23 protein-coding genes are annotated in these 20,776 nt (G+C 65.8%); 14 read left to right on the forward strand and 9 right to left on the reverse strand.

What is annotated here, in order from left to right; translation table 11 throughout:
• The first annotated feature begins 164 nt into the window (after positions 1–164).
• Genes SJY20_RS00445 through holA form a run of 4 tightly spaced genes read left to right on the forward strand, consistent with a single transcriptional unit; the run spans position 165 to position 4,721 of the window.
• Positions 165–608, forward strand: a complete 444-nt coding sequence (locus SJY20_RS00445) for a DUF3576 domain-containing protein (protein ID WP_380784642.1) — start codon at positions 165–167, stop codon at positions 606–608.
• An 11-nt stretch (positions 609–619) separates the two neighbouring features.
• Positions 620–3,214 carry a leucine--tRNA ligase gene (gene leuS / locus SJY20_RS00450; RefSeq protein WP_380784643.1) on the forward strand — a complete coding sequence of 865 codons (2,595 nt, stop codon included), beginning with the start codon at positions 620–622 and terminating at the stop codon, positions 3,212–3,214.
• Positions 3,211–3,705 carry an LPS assembly lipoprotein LptE gene (gene lptE, locus SJY20_RS00455; RefSeq protein ID WP_380784644.1) on the forward strand — a complete coding sequence of 165 codons (495 nt, stop codon included), beginning with the start codon at positions 3,211–3,213 and terminating at the stop codon, positions 3,703–3,705. Before leuS ends, lptE begins: the two co-directional genes overlap by 4 nt.
• A complete protein-coding gene (gene holA, locus SJY20_RS00460; RefSeq protein ID WP_380784645.1) occupies positions 3,702–4,721 on the forward strand; it encodes a DNA polymerase III subunit delta in 1,020 nt (339 codons plus the stop codon). The genes lptE and holA overlap by 4 nt, the downstream gene beginning before the upstream one ends.
• On the opposite strand, the gene SJY20_RS00465 is transcribed toward holA, so the two are convergent.
• From SJY20_RS00465 to mnmE, 5 genes are read right to left on the reverse strand one after another with little or no spacing between them, the layout of a single operon-like run.
• The gene (locus tag SJY20_RS00465) at positions 4,718–5,614 is read right to left on the reverse strand and encodes a ParB/RepB/Spo0J family partition protein (protein ID WP_380784646.1); all 897 of its coding nucleotides are present in this window, start codon (positions 5,612–5,614) and stop codon (positions 4,718–4,720) included. The two genes, holA and SJY20_RS00465, sit on opposite strands and share 4 nt — an antisense overlap.
• Positions 5,611–6,390 carry a ParA family protein gene (locus SJY20_RS00470; RefSeq protein WP_380784647.1) on the reverse strand — a complete coding sequence of 260 codons (780 nt, stop codon included), beginning with the start codon at positions 6,388–6,390 and terminating at the stop codon, positions 5,611–5,613. Before SJY20_RS00470 ends, SJY20_RS00465 begins: the two co-directional genes overlap by 4 nt.
• The gene (locus SJY20_RS00475) at positions 6,387–7,001 is read right to left on the reverse strand and encodes a 16S rRNA (guanine(527)-N(7))-methyltransferase RsmG (RefSeq protein ID WP_380784648.1); all 615 of its coding nucleotides are present in this window, start codon (positions 6,999–7,001) and stop codon (positions 6,387–6,389) included. The genes SJY20_RS00470 and SJY20_RS00475 overlap by 4 nt, the downstream gene beginning before the upstream one ends.
• The gene (gene mnmG, locus SJY20_RS00480; RefSeq protein ID WP_380784649.1) at positions 6,998–8,833 is read right to left on the reverse strand and encodes a tRNA uridine-5-carboxymethylaminomethyl(34) synthesis enzyme MnmG; all 1,836 of its coding nucleotides are present in this window, start codon (positions 8,831–8,833) and stop codon (positions 6,998–7,000) included. Before mnmG ends, SJY20_RS00475 begins: the two co-directional genes overlap by 4 nt.
• 59 nt (positions 8,834–8,892) lie before the next feature.
• Positions 8,893–10,167 (reverse strand): tRNA uridine-5-carboxymethylaminomethyl(34) synthesis GTPase MnmE, encoded by a 1,275-nt coding sequence (gene mnmE / locus SJY20_RS00485; protein WP_380788502.1) that lies wholly within the window; start codon positions 10,165–10,167, stop codon positions 8,893–8,895.
• A 133-nt stretch (positions 10,168–10,300) separates the two neighbouring features.
• On the opposite strand from mnmE, the gene SJY20_RS00490 reads away from it, so the two are divergent.
• Positions 10,301–10,999 (forward strand): dienelactone hydrolase family protein, encoded by a 699-nt coding sequence (locus SJY20_RS00490; protein ID WP_380784650.1) that lies wholly within the window; start codon positions 10,301–10,303, stop codon positions 10,997–10,999.
• Between the two features lie 34 nt (positions 11,000–11,033).
• On the opposite strand, the gene SJY20_RS00495 is transcribed toward SJY20_RS00490, so the two are convergent.
• The 4 genes from SJY20_RS00495 to hemE all read right to left on the reverse strand — a co-directional run bounded on the left by SJY20_RS00495 (position 11,034) and on the right by hemE (position 14,976).
• Positions 11,034–11,753, reverse strand: coding sequence for a TerC family protein (locus tag SJY20_RS00495; protein ID WP_380788503.1), 720 nt, complete (start codon positions 11,751–11,753; stop codon positions 11,034–11,036).
• A 214-nt stretch (positions 11,754–11,967) separates the two neighbouring features.
• Positions 11,968–13,224 carry a transcription termination factor Rho gene (gene rho / locus SJY20_RS00500; RefSeq protein ID WP_055874916.1) on the reverse strand — a complete coding sequence of 419 codons (1,257 nt, stop codon included), beginning with the start codon at positions 13,222–13,224 and terminating at the stop codon, positions 11,968–11,970.
• A 265-nt stretch (positions 13,225–13,489) separates the two neighbouring features.
• On the reverse strand, positions 13,490–13,951 hold the full coding sequence (locus SJY20_RS00505; protein ID WP_380784651.1) for a CopD family protein: 462 nt from the start codon (positions 13,949–13,951) through the stop codon (positions 13,490–13,492).
• Positions 13,948–14,976, reverse strand: a complete 1,029-nt coding sequence (hemE, locus tag SJY20_RS00510) for a uroporphyrinogen decarboxylase (protein WP_380784652.1) — start codon at positions 14,974–14,976, stop codon at positions 13,948–13,950. Before hemE ends, SJY20_RS00505 begins: the two co-directional genes overlap by 4 nt.
• Before the next feature lie 306 nt (positions 14,977–15,282).
• Between hemE and SJY20_RS00515 the strand changes: the two genes are divergently transcribed.
• The 9 genes from SJY20_RS00515 to SJY20_RS00555 all read left to right on the forward strand — a co-directional run bounded on the left by SJY20_RS00515 (position 15,283) and on the right by SJY20_RS00555 (position 20,769).
• Entirely contained in the window at positions 15,283–16,101 is an 819-nt protein-coding gene (locus SJY20_RS00515) for a pyruvate, water dikinase regulatory protein (protein WP_380784653.1), read from the forward strand.
• Positions 16,098–16,688 (forward strand): Maf family protein, encoded by a 591-nt coding sequence (locus SJY20_RS00520; protein WP_380784654.1) that lies wholly within the window; start codon positions 16,098–16,100, stop codon positions 16,686–16,688. Before SJY20_RS00515 ends, SJY20_RS00520 begins: the two co-directional genes overlap by 4 nt.
• A gap of 28 nt (positions 16,689–16,716) precedes the next feature.
• A complete protein-coding gene (locus tag SJY20_RS00525) occupies positions 16,717–17,529 on the forward strand; it encodes a shikimate dehydrogenase family protein (RefSeq protein ID WP_380784655.1) in 813 nt (270 codons plus the stop codon).
• Positions 17,526–18,113 carry a dephospho-CoA kinase gene (gene coaE / locus SJY20_RS00530; RefSeq protein WP_380784656.1) on the forward strand — a complete coding sequence of 196 codons (588 nt, stop codon included), beginning with the start codon at positions 17,526–17,528 and terminating at the stop codon, positions 18,111–18,113. The genes SJY20_RS00525 and coaE overlap by 4 nt, the downstream gene beginning before the upstream one ends.
• A 7-nt stretch (positions 18,114–18,120) precedes the next feature.
• Positions 18,121–18,813, forward strand: coding sequence for a DNA polymerase III subunit epsilon (dnaQ, locus tag SJY20_RS00535; RefSeq protein ID WP_380784657.1), 693 nt, complete (start codon positions 18,121–18,123; stop codon positions 18,811–18,813).
• Between the two features lie 50 nt (positions 18,814–18,863).
• Positions 18,864–19,466, forward strand: coding sequence for a ribosome hibernation-promoting factor, HPF/YfiA family (gene hpf, locus SJY20_RS00540; protein WP_380784658.1), 603 nt, complete (start codon positions 18,864–18,866; stop codon positions 19,464–19,466).
• A gap of 61 nt (positions 19,467–19,527) precedes the next feature.
• The gene (locus SJY20_RS00545) at positions 19,528–19,995 is read left to right on the forward strand and encodes a PTS sugar transporter subunit IIA (RefSeq protein ID WP_380784659.1); all 468 of its coding nucleotides are present in this window, start codon (positions 19,528–19,530) and stop codon (positions 19,993–19,995) included.
• Positions 19,985–20,449 (forward strand): PaaI family thioesterase, encoded by a 465-nt coding sequence (locus SJY20_RS00550; protein WP_380784660.1) that lies wholly within the window; start codon positions 19,985–19,987, stop codon positions 20,447–20,449. Before SJY20_RS00545 ends, SJY20_RS00550 begins: the two co-directional genes overlap by 11 nt.
• Positions 20,446–20,769 (forward strand): DUF1491 family protein, encoded by a 324-nt coding sequence (locus SJY20_RS00555; RefSeq protein WP_380784661.1) that lies wholly within the window; start codon positions 20,446–20,448, stop codon positions 20,767–20,769. Before SJY20_RS00550 ends, SJY20_RS00555 begins: the two co-directional genes overlap by 4 nt.
• Positions 20,770–20,776: the final 7 nt, after the last annotated feature.

Here is a 20,776-nt window from a genome sequence, read left to right on the forward strand (position 1 = left end):
TATTCGGAACTGTTGCAATCCGCACACATACGACCTTTTCGCGAGGTCCTCCCCGATCCGCTGGCAACCGCCTGCCGACTCGCCCCAGGCACGCCCGCGCGCCTTGCGGGGCCCCGGTCGCGCCTGTAGAGGCAGACGTTAGTTTTCTTGCCAGGATGATGCCCATGTTCCGCCGCCATCGTACCGCGCTCGTGGTCGCCACTCTCTCGGCCACCCTTTCCCTCGCCGCGTGCGGCGGCGGCAGTGCGCGGCCCAAGGCCGATCTCGCCGCGTCGAAGATCACGACGATCGGCGTCAACGCCTATCTGTGGCGCGCCAGCCTCGACACGCTATCGTTCATGCCGCTGCTACAGACCGATTCGAACGGCGGCGTCATCGTCACCGACTGGTACGTGAACCCGCAGACCCCCGCCGAGCGGATGAAGGTCACGGTCTCGATCCTCGACCAGGATCTGCGCGCCGATGCGCTGCGTGTCGCCGCTCTCCGCGAGGTCAACCAGAACGGTCAGTGGGTCTCCGCGCCGGTCCAGGCGTCGACCACGCAGAAGCTCGAAGACATCATCCTGACGAAGGCCCGCGACCTGCGCCGCGCCTCGATTGCGGGCTGAGGACTGATATAATGGCGTCGCGTTTCAATGCGTTGAAGGCGGACGCGGCGTGGCAGAAGGTCTGGGACGAGCGCAAGACATTCGCCGCCGACGACCTGTCGACCAAGCCGCGCTCGTACGTGCTCGAGATGTTCCCCTATCCGTCGGGGCGCATCCACATGGGGCATGTCCGCAACTACACGATGGGCGACGTGCTCGCGCGGTTCCGTCGGATGAACGGCATGGAAGTGCTGCATCCGATGGGCTGGGACGCGTTCGGCATGCCCGCCGAGAACGCGGCGATGGAAAAGGGCGTCCATCCGGGCACCTGGACCCGCGCCAACATCGCGACGATGAAAGCGCAGCTGAAGCGCCTAGGCTTCGCACTCGACTGGTCCCGCGAACTCGCGACCTGCGAGCCCGACTATTACGGCCACGAACAGGCGCTGTTCCTCGACCTGTTCGCGGCGGGGCTAGTCTATCGCAAGGAATCGGCGGTCAACTGGGATCCGGTCGACATGACCGTGCTCGCCAACGAGCAGGTGATCGACGGTCGCGGCTGGCGCTCGGGTGCGCTGGTCGAGCGTCGGAAACTGTCGCAGTGGTTCCTCAAGATCACCGATTTTGCAGATGAACTCGTCGACGGGTTGGGAGCGCTCGAGCACTGGCCCGACAAGGTCAAGCTGATGCAGGAAAACTGGATCGGCCGCAGCCAGGGCCTGCAGTTCAGCTTCGCTCTGGCGGGCAACGCGACCGGCATCGGCTCGGTCGAGGTCTTCACCACCCGCCCCGACACGATGTTCGGCTCCAGCTTCGTCGCAGTCGCTGCGGATCACCCGATCGCGCGCGCAATCGCCGAGACGAACCCCGACGCCGCGGCCTTCATCGAACTCTGCAAGCGTGGCGGCACCACCGCGGCCGAACTCGACACGCAGGAAAAGCTCGGCTTCGATACCGGCCTCCGCGCGGTGCATCCGCTCGACAAGACGTGGGAACTCCCGGTCTACATCGCGAACTTCGTGCTGATGGAATACGGCACCGGCGCAGTGTTCGGCGTGCCTGCGCACGACCAGCGCGATCTCGATTTCGCGCGCAAATACGACCTGCCCGTAAAGCGCGTCGTCAGCGAAGGCGATGACGAGGCCCCCGTGTTCGTCGGCGATACCGCCTGGACGGGTGCGGGCAATCTGATCAATTCGCACTTCCTCGACGGCATGGACATCGAGGACGCCAAACGCACCGTGATCGAGCGCGCCGAGGGCGAAGGCTGGGGCAAGGGCACGACGGTCTTTAAATTGCGCGACTGGGGCGTCAGCCGCCAGCGCTACTGGGGCACGCCCATCCCGATCATCCACTGCGACGCATGCGGCGTGGTCCCGGTGCCCAAGGACCAGTTGCCGATCATCCTGCCCGAGGACGTGTCGTTCGCGATCCCCGGCAACCCGCTCGATCGCCATCCGACGTGGAAGCACGTCCCCTGCCCGTCGTGCGGCGCCGACGCGCGGCGCGAGACCGATACGCTCGACACCTTCGTCGATTCGTCGTGGTATTTCATCCGCTTCGCCAGCCAGCCGGACGCCAAGCCGTTCGACCGCTCCGGCGCGGAGAAGTGGCTGCCGGTCAACCAGTATATCGGCGGCGTCGAGCACGCGATCCTGCATCTGCTCTACGCACGGTTCTGGACGCGCGCGCTGAACCACATCGGCATGCTCGACATCGCCGAACCGTTCGCCGGGCTGTTTACGCAGGGGATGGTCACGCACGAGACCTATAGCCGAGGCGACGCTGGCGACGCACAGCCCGACACCGACACCGACACCGACACCGACGAGTCGAACGACGCGCCGGTAAAGACGAAGTGGCTGTCTCCCGAAGAGGTCCGCAAGACCGACGCCGGGTATATCGAGATCGCCACCGGCGGCCCCGTGACGGTCGGTCGCGTGACGAAGATGTCGAAATCGAAGAAGAACACCGTCGATCCCGAGCCGATTGTCGACCAGTACGGCGCCGATGCGGTGCGCTGGTTCGTGCTCTCCGATTCGCCGCCGGAACGCGACCTGCCCTGGTCCGAATCCGGCATCGAAGGCGCGTGGCGGTTCGTCCAGCGGCTATGGCGCGTGGTCGAAACCGAAGGCGGCGCGGCCGGTACCGGCGACGATCTGGCCTTGCGCAAACTCGCGCATCGCACCACCAACGACGTCGCCGGCGATATCGAGGCGTTACAGTTCAACAAGGCCGTCGCGCGGCTCTACAGCTTCGTCAGCGCGATCGAGAAGGCGGCGCCCTCCGCCGACCGCGACGCCGCGGTCGCATCGCTGCTGCGTCTTGCCAGCCCGATGGTGCCGCACGTGGCCGAGGAAGCCTGGGCCGCGGCTGGGAACACCGGCTTGATCGCCGACGCCGCCTGGCCAGACGTTGACGCGGCGCTGCTCGTCGACGACGAGGTGACGATCGCGATCCAGATCAACGGCAAGCTGCGCGATACGCTGGTCTTCGCCAAGGGTGCGCCCAAGGATCAGGTCGAAGCCGCAGCATTGGCGTCGGACAAGATCGTCCGGCTGCTCGACGGCAAGCCCCCCCGAAAGGTCATCACCGTGCCCGACCGCCTCGTGAACATCGTCGCATGATCCGCGCTGGCTTCCTGCTCGGCGCGGCGCTCTCGCTGTCCGCGTGCGGCCTCCACCCGCTCTATGCCGGCGGCGGCAGCGGCGCGGTCGCGACCTCGCTGGGACAGGTCGAGGTCGCCCCGATTGAGGGCAAGTCCGGTTGGCTGATGGCGACCGCGCTGCGCGATCGCTTCCAGGCTTCGGGCGCACCGCTGTACCGGCTCGACGTTCGGCTCGACGATCAGATCAGCGGGCTCGGCGTACGCCGCGACGACAGCGTCTCACGCGAACGTCGCGTGCTCCGCGCCCGCTACCAGCTGGTTCGGCTGTCCGACGGCACCGTGCTGGTCGATGCGACCGCCGGATCGGACGCCGGCGTCGATGTCGTGCGTTCCGAATACGCGACCATCGCGGCCGAGAATACCGCGCTCGAGCGGCTCTCGACGATCGTCGCTGACCAAATCGTCGCGCGGGTCGCGCTCTACGCGCGGCGCACGCCCGCCAAGCCGTGAAGGCCAACGCGGGTCAGATCCGGACCGCGCTCGCCAAGCCCGGCGCCGATATCCGGCTGTACCTGCTCCACGGCCCCGACGAGGCTGGCGCATCCGATCTCGCGCGAGTCCTCGGCAAGGCGATGGGCGCCGAGGCCGAACGCGTCGACCTCGATGGCGCCACCCTCAAGTCCGATCCGGCGCGCCTGGTCGACGAGGCCGCCGGAATGTCGCTGTTCGCAAGCGCGCGCTACGTCCGGATCGCCAACGTCGGCGAGGAGAGCCTGGACGCTTTCACAGCGCTGTTGCAGGCCGAACGAGCAGGCAACCCCGTCGTTGCGATCGCCCCCAACGTCAAGACCAGCGCCAAGATCGTCAAGCTCGCGATCGACTCGCCGCGCGCGATGGCCTTCGCCTGCTACGCCCCCACCGCACAGGACGCTGAACGCATCGCCGCGACGATCGCGAGCGAGCATGGTCTGCGCCCCGCAAGCGGCGTCGCCCGACGACTTGCCGAAACCACCGGTGGCGACCGCGCGGTGATGACGCGCGAGATCGAGAAGCTCGCGCTGTATCTCGACGCCGCGCCCGATCGCCCGCACGACCTGGATCACGACGCGCTGGACCGGATCGGCGCGGACCTCGGCGATGCCGAAATGACCCACGCGGTCGACGCGGTCATCGAAGGCCGTGTTGCCGATCTCGGCAGCGAACTGGCAATGCTCGACGAAGCGGGTACATCGCCGATCCCGTGGCTACGCCAACTGGTTCGCCGCTTGATGACCCTCGCCGACATGCGCGCCGAAATCGACCGCGGCGACACGCCCGACGCGGTGATGAAACGCCACCGCATCTTCTACAAGGAAGAGGCGCAAACCGCGCGCTCGCTACGCCGCTGGTCCCCGGTCATGATCGCAGCAGCGATCGCACGCGTGCGGGCTGCGGAACGTGCGGTAATGGCATCGGGCAACGCCGGCGGCGTGCTCGCCGAATCAGCCGTGACGACGATCGCGCAGGGCATCGCCCGCCGTAACTAGATTGCCCCGCCGGTCAGCCGCTGGCACACCATGTCGAGCTGGTCGAGCGTCGCATAGCTGATCGTCAGCGTCCCCCCGGTCTCGGCATGCGCGACCCGGACCTGCAGCCCCAGCAAGTCGGCAAGCTGGCGTTCCAGCGCGGCGATGTCGGCATCCGGTATCCGAGGCTCGGCGGGCGATCCGCCGCTACGCGCCCGCGCCGGCTTCGCCTCGCGCGTCAGCTTCTCGGTCTCGCGAACCGACAGCCCCTTCGCCACGACCTGATCGGCCAGCGCCTCGACATCGGGCGCGCCGAGCAGCGCCCGCGCGTGACCCATCGACAACGATCCGTCTATCACCTGCGACTGGACAGCCTCGGGCAGTTCGAGCAGCCGCAACAGGTTGGCGACATGGCTCCGCGACTTGTGGACGATCTTGGCCAGCGCGTCCTGGGTGTGGCCATATTCGCCGGCGAGCCGCTGATAGGCCTGCGCCTCTTCGATCGCGTTGAGATCCTGCCGCTGGATGTTCTCGATCAGCGCGATCTCTAGCGTTTCGGAATCGTCGAAGTCGCGGACGACGACGGGCACCTCGTGCAGCCGCGCGCGCTGTGCCGCCCGCCAGCGCCGCTCGCCCGCGACGATCTGGTAGTCATGGCCATGTGGACGCACCACGATCGGTTGGATTAACCCACGCGACGCGATCGAGGCGGCGAGCTCGTCGAGTTTGGCCTCGTCGAAATGGCGTCGGGGCTGGTCGGGATGCGGCGACAGCGAACTGACCGGCAGCATCCGCACACCCGACGGTGGCGGTTCGCTACCCGGTGTAATCGGCGCCTCGCGCGCTATCTCGCCGAGCAGCGCGTTCAGGCCGCGCCCTAGACCCGGACGGCCGCGTTTCATCCCCTCGCTCATGCCGCCTTCGCCGCGGCGGGCAGACGCACCAGCAACTCGCGAGCGAGCGCGATATAGGCCTGCGACCCCGAGCAGCGATGATCGTAGATCAACGCGGGCAGCCCGTGGCTTGGCGCTTCCGATAGGCGGACGTTGCGCGGGATTACGGTCTCGAACACGACCTTGCCCAGCACCGCGCGAACATCCGCCGATACCTGGTCGGTCAGCCGGTTGCGGCGATCGTACATCGTCAGCGCGACGCCGAGGATCGACAGCCCCGGATTGAAGCGCTGGCGGATCCGCTCGACGGTGCTGAGCAGCTGCGACAGCCCTTCGAGCGCGAAGAACTCGCACTGCAATGGGACCAGCAACGAATCCGCCGCCACCATCGCGTTGATCGTCAGAAGCCCAAGCGATGGCGGGCAGTCGATCAGCACGATGTCCCAGTTGCCGCGCGCGGACTTCATCGCACGATCAAGACGATGGGTGCGCGCGTCGAAGTCGACCAGCTCGATCTCGGCACCGGACAAGTCGACAGTCGCCGGCACGACATCGAGACGCGGCACCCGGCTATGCACCACCGCATCGTCGATCGAGGTCTCGCCGACCAGCACGTCGTAGCTCGATCGCTCGCGCGCGGAATGCGGGATGCCGAGCCCGGTCGACGCATTGCCCTGCGGATCGAGATCGATAAGCAGGACGCGCATCCCTGTCGCCGCGAGTGCGGTCGACAGGTTTATGGCGCTGGTGGTCTTGCCCACCCCGCCCTTCTGGTTCGCCACGGCGATACAGATCACTTGGCGTTCACCTTGTCCAGAACCACGATCGACGACTCCGGGCTCGTGACGCTTTGTTCCACGTGGAACATAAACCGCCAATGTTCGTGCAACGCGGCAAGCTCATCCTCGTCGAGGCGACCTCGCGGGAGTAGCCACCGCGTATCCTTAGTGGAGCAGTGTGCGGCAGCGTGCAAAAGGTTTCGCAGCGATGCGACCGCCCGGGCGGAAATGATCTGCGCCGTTCCGACCACAGACTCGATCTTCCTGGCTTCTACCGTGACGCGGTCGCCGATGCCCAGTCGTGCGATACAAAGCGACAGGAAGTCGGCGCGGCGCCGACGCGGTTCGATGAGTACCATTCGGACCGGCGCGACCAGCGCGACTGCCAGGCCGGGAAACCCACCACCGGTACCGATATCGATCCAGTCCGACGGCGACGCCCCCGCCATCCCGACCAGCTGGAGCGAGTCCACGGCATGCCGAGCCCAGATCGACTCGATCGTCGACGGCGCGATCAGATTCTGGTGCGGGGTTTCCGCGACCACCATGCCGATGAACGCCGTCAGCCGCTCGACCGCCTCTACGTCGAATCGTTCGGCAATCCAGGCCTTCGCATCGTCTTCGGTCATGCCGCCATCTTTCGGGTGTGGAGCAACACGGCGGACAAGGCTGCAGGGGTGATCCCACGGACCCGCGCCGCCGCTGCCAACGACGCCGGCCGTGCTGCGCTCAAGCGATCGATCATCTCCTGCGAGAGACCAGGAACCGACGCGTAGCGAATTGCGTCGGGCAAGGGAATCGCCTCATCCAGTCGCATCCGCGCGACCTCGGCTGCCTGGCGTTCGACATAGGGCGCGTACCGCGCGTCCTCCAATCCTTCGGCAACGACAGCCGCGGAGCGTCCGGACGCCGCTTCGGGGGCGACATGTGACAGTGCGACACCGTCGAACCGCAGCCAGTCGAACGCCGTCCGCCGCGCGCCATCACGGCTGATCGCAACACCCTGATCCGCAATCTCGGTCGCTGTCAGTTCATGCGAAAGGGCCGCCCGAAATGCGACACGTTGCGCATCCCGTCCGTCCTGATGCGCAATCCGCTCTTGGCCCAAACATCCTGCCTGACGGGCGATCGCGCCCAGTCGCGTCTCCGCATTGTCGGCACGCAACGACAACCGAAACTCCGCCCGCGCGGTAAGCATGCGATAGGGCTCGGTCACGCCCTGCAGGACCAGGTCGTCTATCATCACGCCCAGATAGCTCGATGCCCTATCGAGGATGACAGGCGGCAGATCGCATGCAAAGGCCGCGGCGTTGAGCCCGGCGACTAGCCCCTGCCCCGCTGCTTCCTCATACCCCGTGGTGCCATTGATCTGCCCGGCACAGAACACACCAGGGATCGCACCAAGCGCAAGCGTCGCATCCAGCGCGCGGGGATCGATATGATCATATTCGACGGCGTAGCCAGGCACCGTCACGATCGCGCGCTCGAGCCCCGGAATGGTCGCGAGAAACGCAGACTGGACATCGGCGGGCAAGGATGTCGACAGGCCGTTGGGATAAACCGCGCGATCGTCCAAACCCTCGGGTTCGAGAAAAACCTGATGTCCATCGCGGTCGCCGAACCGCTGGACCTTGTCCTCGATCGATGGGCAATAGCGCGGCCCCGCACCTTCGATCGCACCGCTGAACAGCGGCGAGCGATCGAAGGCCGCCCTGATCACGTCGTGCGTTGCCATCGTCGTCCGCGTGATCGCACACGCGATCTGCGGCAGGCTCGGCTCGCGCGTCATCGGCGACATCGTCCACGGCTCCGGGTCGGACGGCTGCTCGGCAAGCACCGCCCAGTCGATCGTGCGACCATCGAGCCGCGGCGGCGTCCCCGTCTTGAGCCGCGCCATCGGCAGATCGCGCGCACGCAATTGTGCGGCAAGCGGCTTCGCGGCGCGTTCACCAATGCGACCGCCCTCCTCCCGTTCGTCCCCACGAAACAGCCGTGCGCCCAGGAACGTGCCCGTAGCGAGCACGATCGCGCGCGCTTCGATGGTCGAACCGTCGGCCAGGACAATCCCGATCGCACGATCGCCCTCAAGCTTCAGCGCGACCGCCTCGCCCTCGACGACCGTCAGGTTCGGGGTCGCAGCGATCATCTGCCGGATCGCAGCAGAATAAAGCCGCCGGTCGGCTTGCACTCGCGGGCCCCAGACCGCCGCGCCCTTGCTGCGATTAAGCATCCGGTGGTGGATCGCCGCAGCGTCGGCCGCGCGCGCGATTAGCCCGTCGAAGGCGTCGACCTCGCGAACGATATGCCCCTTGCCAAGCCCACCGATCGCAGGGTTGCAGGACATCACTCCGATCTGAGCGGCATCGAACGAGATGAGTGCGGTCCGCGCGCCACGCCGTGCGGCGGCAGTAGCGGCTTCGGTGCCGGCATGGCCTCCGCCGATTACGAGTACGTCGAACATGCTCCTGCCCTAGGCCGCAGCGCGCCTTGGGTCAAAGCGGCGATGTTCCACGTGGAACATCATTTACCGATGCAGAACCGAATGAATAGCGCGTCGAGCATCTCCCCCGTGGCATCGAGCCCTAAGATCGCCGCCAACGCCATCCGCGCCTGTCGCAGGGCCTCGCCAAGGATCAACGGATCGTTCGTCGGATCCCGTAGGGCGGCAATCGCATCAGCGCACCGCAACCGCTGCTCCCGCTTCAGGGCAAGCGCGTCGTCGTGGGGCAGCATGCCAATGGCTCGGTCGTGCAACGCTCCCCACACCCGTTCGCCCGATCCGCAATCGGCCTGAGCAACCGCGAACGCGCGCCCAGCCGGAACATTCTCGCGACCTACCACGTCCGCCCGAGCATGAACCCAGATCGCATCGTCCCGGGGCGGACGGGCATCCCCCAACCAAAGCACGATATCCGCCAGGCGGATCGCATCTTCGGCACGCGCCACGCCGATCGCCTCAATCGGATCGTCTGTCCCGACCAGTCCCGCCGTGTCGGTCAGCACATAGGCAATCCCGCGGCGCGTCACAGGCACGTCGATGCGGTCGCGCGTCGTCCCCGATATCGGTGACACGATCGCGGCATCCCGATCACCCAGCAGGTTGAGCAGGGTCGACTTGCCGCTGTTGGGCGGGCCGGCGATCACTACCCGCAACCCATCCTTCAACCGCTCGACCGGAGGCGCATCGATCACCGTCGCAATGTCTGCCGCGAGTTCGGTGGCGCCCGCCCGAATGGCAGCGAACGCAGCGGCATCGCTGTCGACATCATCCTCATCGGCGAAGTCCAGCATCGCCTCGACCCGCGCCGACAGCATTGCCGCGCGGTCCATCCACCCGCGTATCGCCAGGCTGACGCGCCCCTCGGTGGCGTCGAGCGCGGCGCGGCGCTGCCCCTCGGTCTCGGCCTCAAGCAGATCGGCAAGCCCCTCCGCCTCGGCAAGATCGATGCGCCCATTGGCGAGCGCGCGACGGGTAAACTCCCCCGCGACCGCCAGCCGCAAGCCCTCGATCCGCGTCAGTGCCGCCTCTACCGCCGCAATCACCGCGCGGCCGCCATGACAATGAAACTCGACCAGATCCTCGCCGGTCGCGGTGGCTGGCCCGGGAAACACCAGCACCAGCGAACGATCGAGCAGAGTGTCGCCCTCGCGCAACGCCCGCAGACTGGCGCGCCGCGGTTCGGGCAGGACACCCGCCAGTCGCTCGGCAGCCGCAAACGCGCGCGGCCCGCTAATCCTGATCACGGCGATCGCCGCCGGCGGCCGACCGCTCGACGTCGCGAAGATCGTATCGATATCCAATATCCGGTCTCTCTTGAGCGGCGCGGTGGTGCGCTGGATAGCCCGTGCCCATATGCCCCTGACGCCGTCGCACCCGCAACGGCTATCGGCCCGCAACGGCCACGGATTCCCTGATGGAGACCTTGTCATGACTGCCACGATCACGATCGACACGCTGGACGGCAGCGGCCGCTTCTCCGCCTATATCGCCAAGCCGCAGACGGAAGCGAAGGCGGCGATCGTCGTCATCCAGGAAATCTTCGGCGTGAACGCCGGCATCCGCCGCAAGTGCGATACGCTCGCCGAGGCCGGGTATCTCGCGATCGCACCCGACCTGTTCTGGCGGCTCGAGCCAGGCATCGAGCTCGACCCCGATATCGAGTCCGAGTTCAAGCAGGCGCTCGGCTATCTCGGGACCTTCGACCAGGACAGCGGCATCGCCGATATCGAGGCGACGATCCGCACCGCGCGTAGCCATGTCGACGGCGGCAAGGTCGGGGTCGTCGGCTATTGCCTCGGCGGTCGGCTCGCCTTCATGACCGCGGCGCGCACCGATGCGGATGCGAGCGTCGGCTATTACGGCGTCAGCATCGACGGCCTGCTCGGCGAGAAGCACGCCATCGCCAACCCCGTCCTGCTGCACATTCCCGAAGAGGATCACTTCGTCGACAAGGCCGCACAGGCGGCGATCCACGCCGGGCTCGACGATCACCCCAAGGTGACGCTGTACGATTATCCCGGCGTAGACCACGGCTTCGCGACCGAATTCGGCACCCGCCGGTCGGACGCCGCAGCCACACTCGCGGACGAACGCACCGCGGTATTCTTCGCCGAGCATCTCGCCTGATACAAAAAAGGGGAGCCGCGGCTCCCCTTTTCGATCAGGTGAAGAGCGTCGCCAGCCCCAGCGTCTCGCCGGTCCCCACCCAGCCTTCGTAGATCATCTTGACCGCGACCACGAGGATGACCGCAAGGCCGATATAGGCGATCCAGCGATACCGGTTGATGACTCGCGCGATGTAGTTCGCGGCAAGACCCATCATAGCGACCGACAGCAGCAGGCCGATGACGAGGATACCGGGATGCTCGCGTGCGGCACCGGCGACCGCCAGGACGTTGTCCAGGCTCATCGAGACATCGGCGACCGCGACGGCCCAGGCCGCGCTGGCGAACCCCTTCGATGATCGGATACCCGAGCGTTCGTCGCCCGCGATTTCCTCGGAGCCTGCGTTCTGCGCACCTTCGCGGATTTCGCGCCAGAACTTCCAGCACACCCAGAGCAGCAACAACCCGCCGGCGAAGATCAGCCCGACGATCCCCATCAGCCACGTCACGATCAGCGCGAAGAAGATGCGCAGCACCAGTGCGGCGCCGATACCGATCAGGATGACCTTCTTGCGCTGGTCGGACGGCAGCCCCGCCGCCAGCGCTCCGACGACGATCGCGTTGTCGCCCGCGAGGACGAGATCGATCATCAGCACCGATCCAAACGCGGCAAGCGCCTTCGGGTCGCCGAGGTTGGAGAAATCCGCGACGATGTGATGCCAGATTTCCAGTGGCGAACCGGGGCCGGCGACGGTCGTCGCGGCGGTGGCCAGCATGGCGATGATGCTCAAAATGTCAGCTCCCGGTGACGATATACGGTGTGTTCAATAGCAAAACGGCACGCGAAAGCCATTGCTCTCGCGTGCCGTTGCGTTTGCTTGGCGGACATGGGCCCCTCTACCAACTGGGCCCACGTCGTCGGTCGGGGCGGTACCCCCGCCGGCCGAACCGGTGCGAGTCCTGCTGCAGCTTGCAGCAGGCCGCACTCGGTTATTGATTCATGGAATCGAAGAAATTCTCGTTGGTCTTCGAATCCTTCATTTTGTCGAGCAGGAACTCCATCGCGTCGATCGTGCCCATCTGCATCAGGATGCGGCGCAGGACCCACATCTTGCTGAGCTTGGCCTTGTCCACCAGCAGCTCTTCCTTGCGGGTACCCGACTTGCCGACGTCCAGCGCCGGGAAGATGCGCTTGTCCGCAACCTTGCGATCGAGCACGATTTCCGAGTTGCCGGTGCCCTTGAACTCCTCGAAGATCACCTCGTCCATGCGGCTGCCCGTATCGATCAGCGCAGTCGCGATGATCGAGAGCGAACCGCCCTCCTCGATGTTACGTGCGGCACCGAAGAAGCGCTTCGGACGCTGCAGTGCGTTCGCGTCGACACCACCGGTCAGGACCTTGCCCGACGACGGCACGACGGTGTTGTAGGCACGACCCAGACGCGTGATCGAGTCGAGCAGGATCACGACATCCTTCTTATGCTCGACCAGGCGCTTGGCTTTTTCGATCACCATCTCAGCGACTTGCACATGGCGTTGTGCGGGTTCGTCGAAGGTCGAACTGACCACCTCGCCCTTCACGCTGCGCTGCATGTCGGTGACTTCCTCGGGGCGCTCGTCGATCAGCAGGACGATCAAGAACACCTCGGGGTGGTTGTCGGTGATCGCCTTGGCCATGTTCTGCAACATGACCGTCTTGCCGACGCGTGGCGGCGCGACGATCAACGTGCGCTGGCCCTTGCCCTGCGGCGAGACGATGTCGATGACCCGCGCCGACTTGTCCTTGACGGTAGGGTCGGCGGGATCGAGCGTCAGCTTGCTCTCGGGATAGAGCGGCGTGAGGTTGTCGAAATTGACGCGGTGGCGGACGACGTCGGGGTCGTCGAAATTGACCGCGGTGAGCTTCACCAGCGAGAAATAGCGCTCGCCATCCTTCGGCCCGCGGATCTCGCCCTCGACCGTGTCACCGGTCCGAAGGCCGAACTTCCGGACCTGGTTCGGCGAGATGTAGATGTCGTCCGGGCCGGCCAGATAGTTCGATTCCGGCGAGCGCAGGAAGCCAAAGCCGTCGGGCAGCACTTCGATCGTGCCGAGTCCCATGATCTGGTCGCCATTGTCCGCCTGGACCTTCAGGATCGCGAACAGCAGATCCTGTTTCCGGAGCGTCGACGCACTCTCGACCCCGAGTTCCTCGGCCATGCTCACCAGCTCGGCAGGCTTTTTCTTCTTCAGGTCTTTGAGATGCATGGGGATTTCCGGATAGCGATCGACGGGAGGCGGGTTCGGCGGAGCGCGCTTCAAAAGCGGAACTGGGCGAACGAACTAAGCATAAAGTCACGACCGGGCAGGACGCCAGGAGGCCGTATCTGGATTTGAGGTAGAATTGGGGGCGGGGCAAGTCAAGCGGTGCATGGTCATCGCGCGCTACCGTTCCCCTGCGAACGCAGGGGCCCAGGATCACGAATGCCATCGCTTGTAACCGGGGCTCCTGCGTTCGCAGGAGAACACGAATTCAGAACGGCTTCACGATCACCAGCACCACGATCAACGTCACCGCCAACGCCGGCACCTCGTTGAGCATCCGCAACTGTTTCCCCGTCAACGTCGGTGCACCGCGCGCGAGCTTCTTGGCATAGCCCACCGCCCAGCCGTGATAGCCCGACAGGATCACCACCAGCACCAGCTTCAGATGAAGCCACCCGAGCCCAGGCGCGCCGTCCGCAATCCCCAGGTTCAGCGCGAGTGCGATCCCCAGCACCCAGACCACGATCATCGCCGGGGTCAGGATGATGCTGCGGATCTTGCCCTCACGCTCGACCCAGTTCGCCGCTTCGGCCGCGTTGCCGGCGGCCAGCGCCTCCTGATGATACACCAGATAGCGCGGCAGCATGAACAGCCCCGCCATCCAGAAGATCACGAAGATCAGATGGGCGGCCTTCATCCAGTCATACGCCGCTCCCAGGAAACCGGTCATGTCGTGCTCCGTATGCGGGCGATCAGATATTCAACATGCGCAACCGGCGTGTCGGGCAGGATGCCGTGGCCGAGGTTGAAGATATGCGGACGCTCGGCGAACGCGGCAAGGATGCGGTCGATCGCGTCGTCGAGATCGGCACCGCCCGCGATCAGCGCGAGCGGATCGAGATTGCCCTGCACCGGCATGTCCGCTGGCAGGACGCTATTCGCCCAGACCGGATCGACCGTCTCGTCCAGCCCGATCGCATCGACGCCGGTTTCCCGCGCATAGGCCGGCAGTTTCCCCCCGGCGCCCTTGGGAAAGCCGATCACCGGCACGCCCGGACAGCGTTCGTGCAGCGCCGACACGATCCGCGCAGTCGGCGCGATCACCCACCGTTCGAACTGCGCCGGCGACAGGCTGCCCGACCAGCTGTCGAACAGCTGGACCGCATCGACCCCCGCTTCGATCTGTTTCGCCAGATAGTCGATGGTGCTGTCGGCGATCGCATCGATGATCGCGCCGAACCCGACCGGGTCGGCATAGGCGAAGCGCCGCGTCTCGCCCTGGTCCTTGCTCCCCTTCCCCGCCACCATATAGGTCGCGACCGTCCAAGGAGACCCCGCAAAGCCCAGGAACGTCGTCTCGGGCGGTAAGGCTGCGGCGACACGCGCGACGGTGCCATAGACCGGCTCTAGGCGCGCGGGTTGGGCATGAAGGCGATCGAGCGCATGGTTCATCAGCGCCGGCTCCAGCCGCGGCCCCTCGCCCACCCCGAAGCTCAGGTCCTGCCCCAGCGCCCAAGGCACCATCAGGATGTCGGAGAACAGGATCGATCCGTCGAACCCGAACCGGCGGATCGGCTGCAATGTCACCTCGGCGGCCGCCTCCGGATCGGTCGCAAGCGCGAGGAAGCCGCCCTTCTCCGCCCGCAACGCGCGATATTCGGGAAGATAGCGTCCGGCTTGGCGCATCAGCCATAACGGCGGCACCGCCTGACGCTCGCCACGCAATGTTGCGAGCAGGGGCTTGGGATCGGTCAACGGGCGTCCCCTTCTTCTAATAAGAAGATTCTTAGAAAGGATTGTTGAAGTGATTGGCAGGTGGATGTCGGGGCTTATGCGGTGATCCCGGAATTGCCAACAGCTTGACCGCGGCGGCACGCCGGAAACGGTGTGATTCGGATCGCGCGTCCCCGTTATCCACAGGCTGTGGAGTGAAACCCTCCCTGTGTGCGCGGCTGTGGATAGATTGCGGGTTTTCCACGGGTCCCGGGTCGCTTGGCGGAGAGGCCGAGTTACGCTAGCCCTTGTGCCCATGTTATCCACAGAACCGCCCGGCACCGGCCGATGATGCGCCTGCATCTCCACCTGTTGTCGGACTCCACCGGCGAGACGCTCGAGAACATCGCGAAGGCGGCGCTCGCGCAATATGACGACGTCGAAACCGTCCGCCACTTCTGGCCGATGGTCCGGACCGAGGCGCATCTCGAACGCATCCTGCAGGAGGTCGCGCAGAACCCGGGCCTGGTGATCTTCACGCTGGTGAACCCGGCGACGCGGCGGATCCTCGAACAGCGCTGCCTGACACTTGGCTTGCCTGCAGTGGCGCCGCTCGACCCGGTCAACGACGCATTGTCGGGGCTGCTCGGTCAGCAGGCCAAGGCACGTCCGGGCCGCCAGCATGTCCTCGACGCCGCGTATTTCGCCCGCGTCGATGCGATCCAGTGGACCATCGCGCATGACGACGGGATCGCATCGGAGGAATGGGAAGAGGCGGATGTCGTCCTCGCCGGGGTCTCGCGCTCGTCGAAGACGCCGACCTCGATCTACCTCGCCAACCGCGGCTACAAAGCCGCGAACATCCCGATCGTCGTCGAAAGCCCACCGCCGGCCAATCTCTACGGGCTCAAGCACCCGCTGATCGTCGGGCTGACGACCAGCGCGGATCGATTGATCCAGGTCCGTCGCAACCGGTTGCTGTCGCTGCAACAGGCGCCGGATACGTCCTATGTCGAGGAGGAGGCGGTGATGCGCGAGCTCGCCTTTGCGCGGCGGATGTTCGCCGACAATGGCTGGCCGGTGATCGACGTCACCCGCCGGTCGATCGAGGAAACCGCGGCGGCGATCATCGCGCTCTGCAACGACCGGCGAGGCGTGACGGCATGACGCTGATCCTTGCATCGCAGAGTGCATCGCGCCGTGCGATGCTCGTAGCGGCGGGCGTGCCGTTCGAGGCGACGCATGCCGGCGTCGATGAGGACGCCGCGAAACCCGCGTTGCGCCATCTTTCGCCTCGCGATCTGGCGGATGCGCTCGCCGAGTTGAAGGCGTTGAAGGTTTCGGCGCGCAAGCCCGGCTACCTCGTGCTCGGCAGCGATTCCCTGGTCGCGCTTGAGGATGGCAGCATCCTCGACAAGCCGGTCGACCGCGCCGATGCCGCCGACCATCTTCGTCGAATGTCGGGGGCACGCCATGATCTGTGGAGCGCCGCGGTGATCGCCGAGAACGGGCAAGTCGTGTGGCGGCATGTCGAACGTGCGAAGGTCTTCGTACGTCCGCTGTCGGACGCATTCATCGAGACCTATCTGGACACCGAATGGCCGGCGATTTCCGGGTGCGTGGGATGCTACCGGGTCGAGGGGCCCGGCGTACAATTGTTCGAGAAGATCGACGGCAGCCAGTTCACGGTATTGGGCATGCCATTGCTGAACGTCCTGGATTATCTGCGCGTGCGGGGCGAGCTGCCGGCATGACGATCCGACGGGTTAACGAGGACCAACGATGACGAAACCCTATGCCGAAGTGATCGGCGACCCGATCGCGCAATCAAAGTCGCCGATCATTCACGGCTTCTGGCTCGATGCGCTCGGTATCGACGCCGAATATCGCAGGGCGCACGTCACCGCCGACGCGCTTCCCGCGTATTTCGAAAGTCGCAAGGCCGATCCCGCCTGGCAGGGGTGCAACATCACCATGCCACACAAGCTGGCCGCGCTCGATCACGTCACCGACCCCGGCGACGTTCGCGGGACGATCGGCGCGATCAACACCGTGTTCCGCGGCACTGACGGCGCGATGATCGGGACCAATACCGATGCCGCAGGATTCTGGGCGCCGATCGACGACCTCGATATCGCCGGCCAGCCGGTGACGGTGATCGGTGCCGGTGGCGCAGCGCGTGCGGTGCTGTTCGCGCTGTCGCGGATGGGGGTCGGGCCGGTGACCATCCTCAACCGCAATCCACTCAAGGGCGCCGCCTTGCTGGCCCTGTTCAAACTCAAAGGCCAGGCCCTGCCCTTGGCGCCGGCCGCCCCACTTTCGCGGTTGCTGGTCAACACAAGCGTACTCGGCATGGCCGGACAACCACCGCTCGACATCGATCTGAGCGCGCTCGACGACGACAGCCTGGTCTACGACATCGTATACTCGCCGCTCGAGACCGGGCTTCTCAAGGCCGCGCGCAAACGCGATCTCGAGACAGTGGACGGTCTCGAAATGCTGATCGCGCAGGCGGCGGTGGCGTTCGAAATATTGTTCCACGTGGAACCTCCCCGCGACCACGACGACGCCTTGCGGACGCTGCTCACGGCATGATCATCGGGCTCACCGGATCGATCGGCATGGGCAAGTCCGCGGTCGCGGGGATGTTCGCCGATCTCGGCGTTCCGGTGTTCGATGCCGATGCCGAAGTGCATCGGTTGCAAGCATCTGGCGGTGCGCTTGTCCCTGCAATCGAGGCGGCCTTTCCCGGAACGACGGCAGATGGCGCAGTCGACCGCAAGCGGCTGGGGTCGATGGTGTTCGGCGACGACGCCGCGATCGCGCGGCTCGAAGCGATCGTGCATCCGGCCGTCGCGGTGGCCCGCGCCGCTTTTCTATCGCAGCACGGCAATGCGCTGGTGGTATTCGACGTGCCGCTCCTGTTCGAAACCGGCGGCGATGCAAAGGTCGATCGGGTCGTCGTGGTTTCCGCCCCCGCCGCGGTCCAGAGCGCGCGGGTGCTGGCACGCCCCGGCATGACCGTCGAGACCTTCCAGGCGATCCTCGCCCGCCAGATGCCCGACGCGGAGAAGCGCGCGCGTGCGGATTTCGTCATCGCGACCGACATCGGCTTCGAGGAAACCCGCGCCCAGGTTCGCGCGGTGATCGCTTGCGTGACGGGCACCGAAGGAGGATAACCTGCCGATGCGCGAGATTGTCTTCGACACCGAAACCACCGGCCTCAGTTTTTCAGGCGGCGACCGCATGGTCGAGATCGGCTGTGTCGAGATGGTCAACCGGGTCGAGACCGGTCGCACCTTCCACGCCTATTACCATCCCGAACGCGACATGCCGGTCGAGGCGTTCAACGTCCACGGCCTGAGCGAGACGTTCCTGTCGGACAAGCCGCGGTTCGGCGAAGCGGTCCACGATCTCATCGACTTCATCGGCGACGCGCCGATGATCGCGCACAATGCCGGGTTCGATTTCTCCTTCCTGAACGGCGAGCTGCAACGCTGCGGCCGCCCAATCGTCCATATGGGCCGGATGGTCGACACGCTGCAGATCGCGCGTAGCCGTCATCCCGGTGCCAAGCATTCGCTCGATGCGCTGTGTTCGCGGTTCGGGATCGATCGCAGCCACCGCGTGTTGCACGGCGCGCTGCTCGACGCGCAGCTGCTGGCACAGGTCTATGTAGAGCTGCTGGGTGGACGACAGATCGGGCTTGGCCTGATTGCAGAGGCCAGCGCGGCGAGTGCCTCACCGGTCGTCGCACGCACGCCCCGTATCGCCCGCCCGCCGCGTGTTTTCGTGGTGAGCGAGGGAGACCTTGCGGCGCATGCAGCGTTTATGAGCAGGATCAAGGATCCGATCTGGGGGGCCGCGGCGTCCGGATGACGCTGAGCGGACGGAGCCAACAGGACCGTCCGGCCAATGAGGAGACTATAATGGATATCCGGATTTCTGGTCATCAGGTCGCCACCGGCGATGCGCTCAACAGCCATGTGGAAGACCGACTCCAGGGTATCGCCGATAAATATTTCTCGCGCGCGATTTCAGCGGAAGTAACCTTCGGAAAGGGTCCGCACGACGCCGGGTTCACCTGCGATATCGTCGCGCACGTCATGAAAGGCCTCGTCCTCAAGGGGCATTCTGACGCCTATGACGCCCGTGCCGCGTTCGACGGCGCCGCCGCCAAGATCGAGACGCAGCTGCGCCGCTACATGCGCCGCCTGAAGGATCGCCATGCCGGCGAGGCCGTCGCGGCCGCGGAGAGCATCGGCTACGACAATGCGGGCTATACGCTGTTCCAGGAAAGCTTGGGGGAAGAGGACGTCGCGGACGCCCCCCTGATCATCGCCGAGACCCGCGTCGATATTCCCGTCGCCAGCGTCTCCGACGCGGTGATGATGCTCGATCTACGCAACACTGCGGCGTTGCTGTTCGAGAATGCCGGCACCGGCGCGCACAACATGGTGTATCGCCGCGGTGACGGCACGATCGGCTGGGTCGAGCCACAACGCGCCGCAGCGCCGTCGGCTACGGCATAGCCTTTATACCCCCGCGCACGCTAAGGCGCTGTGCGGGGGCTTACAGATTCATGGCACGGCAATGAACGATTTCAGCGATATGCTGCGCGAGGACGCCGTGCTGACAGGCGTCGTCGCCGCGAACAAGAAAGCCGTGCTCCAGCATTTGGCAAGCGTAGCGGCGACCGTGATCCACGGCGATGCGAAGCTTATCGCGGAGCGCCTCGCCGCACGTGAGAAGCTGGGATCGACCGGGTTTGGCGGCGGTGTCGCGATCCCGCATGCCAAGATCGAAGGGCTCGAACAGGTGACCGCGGTCTTCGCGCGACTGGCGCAGCCGGTCGATTTCCAGGCGGTCGACGATCTGCCGGTCGATCTGGTCTTCCTGCTGCTGTCGCCGACCGATGCCGGTGCCGTCCACCTGAAGGCGCTCGCGCGGGTGTCGCGGCGGCTGCGCGACCAGGCGTTCCTGGCGAAGCTGCGCGGGACCGGATCGCGCGATACACTGTATGCGCTGTTCGCGACGGACGAGACGCGCGATGCCGCCTGAGAGTGGCGCGCAGGCGCATTTCCGCGCGCTCGAAGCTTTGTACGCAGCGGCGCCGATCAACCAGTTATTCGAATCGACGCTCGAGATCCCGGAAAGCGGGGTTGCGCGAATCCGGTTCACGATCGACGAGCGCCATTATCATGCTGGCGGCGCGGCGCACGGCACCAGCTATTTCAAGATGCTCGACGACGCCGCCTTCTACGCCGCGAACAGCCTCGTCACCGATCGATTCCTGCTGACGACGGCGTTCAACCTGCTGCTCACGCGGCCGTTGAAGGCCGGGCCGGTCATCGCCGAGGGACGCTGGATCAGCGGCAAGCGGCGGGTGTTCGTCGCCGATGCCCGGTTGATCGACGCCGACGGGGAAGAGGCCGCGCGGGGTACGGGTACGTTCATGCGCTCGCGCATCCCGCTTGCCGACCTGCCCGGCTATCGCATCAGTATCCCGTCGTGACCGGCCGACTGCCAACGACTGTCATCGCCACCGCCCTGCTCCGTCGTGTCAACGATTCTGGTGGCTCCGGCATGGTGCTGGCGAAGGGCACGCAAGACGGATCGATGCTGGTTGTTGCGATCGATCGGGGTGGCTCCCCCAAGCTGCTGGAGCGCGGATTCGGCGAGGGCGGCCGCGCGATATTGATCGACTCGACTCCGACCGAGGACCTCGACGGGTATTGGCGCCGCCGTCGTGCCCGCGACCCCGATCTATGGGTTATCGAGGTGGACATCGCAGGCGCGGAACGCTTCGCCGCGGAAGTGATGCTCGACGATTGACTTGAAT

This window comes from Sphingomonas sp. R86521 (assembly GCF_042466235.1).
In the GTDB taxonomy this organism is placed as follows: Bacteria; Pseudomonadota; Alphaproteobacteria; order Sphingomonadales; family Sphingomonadaceae; genus Sphingomonas.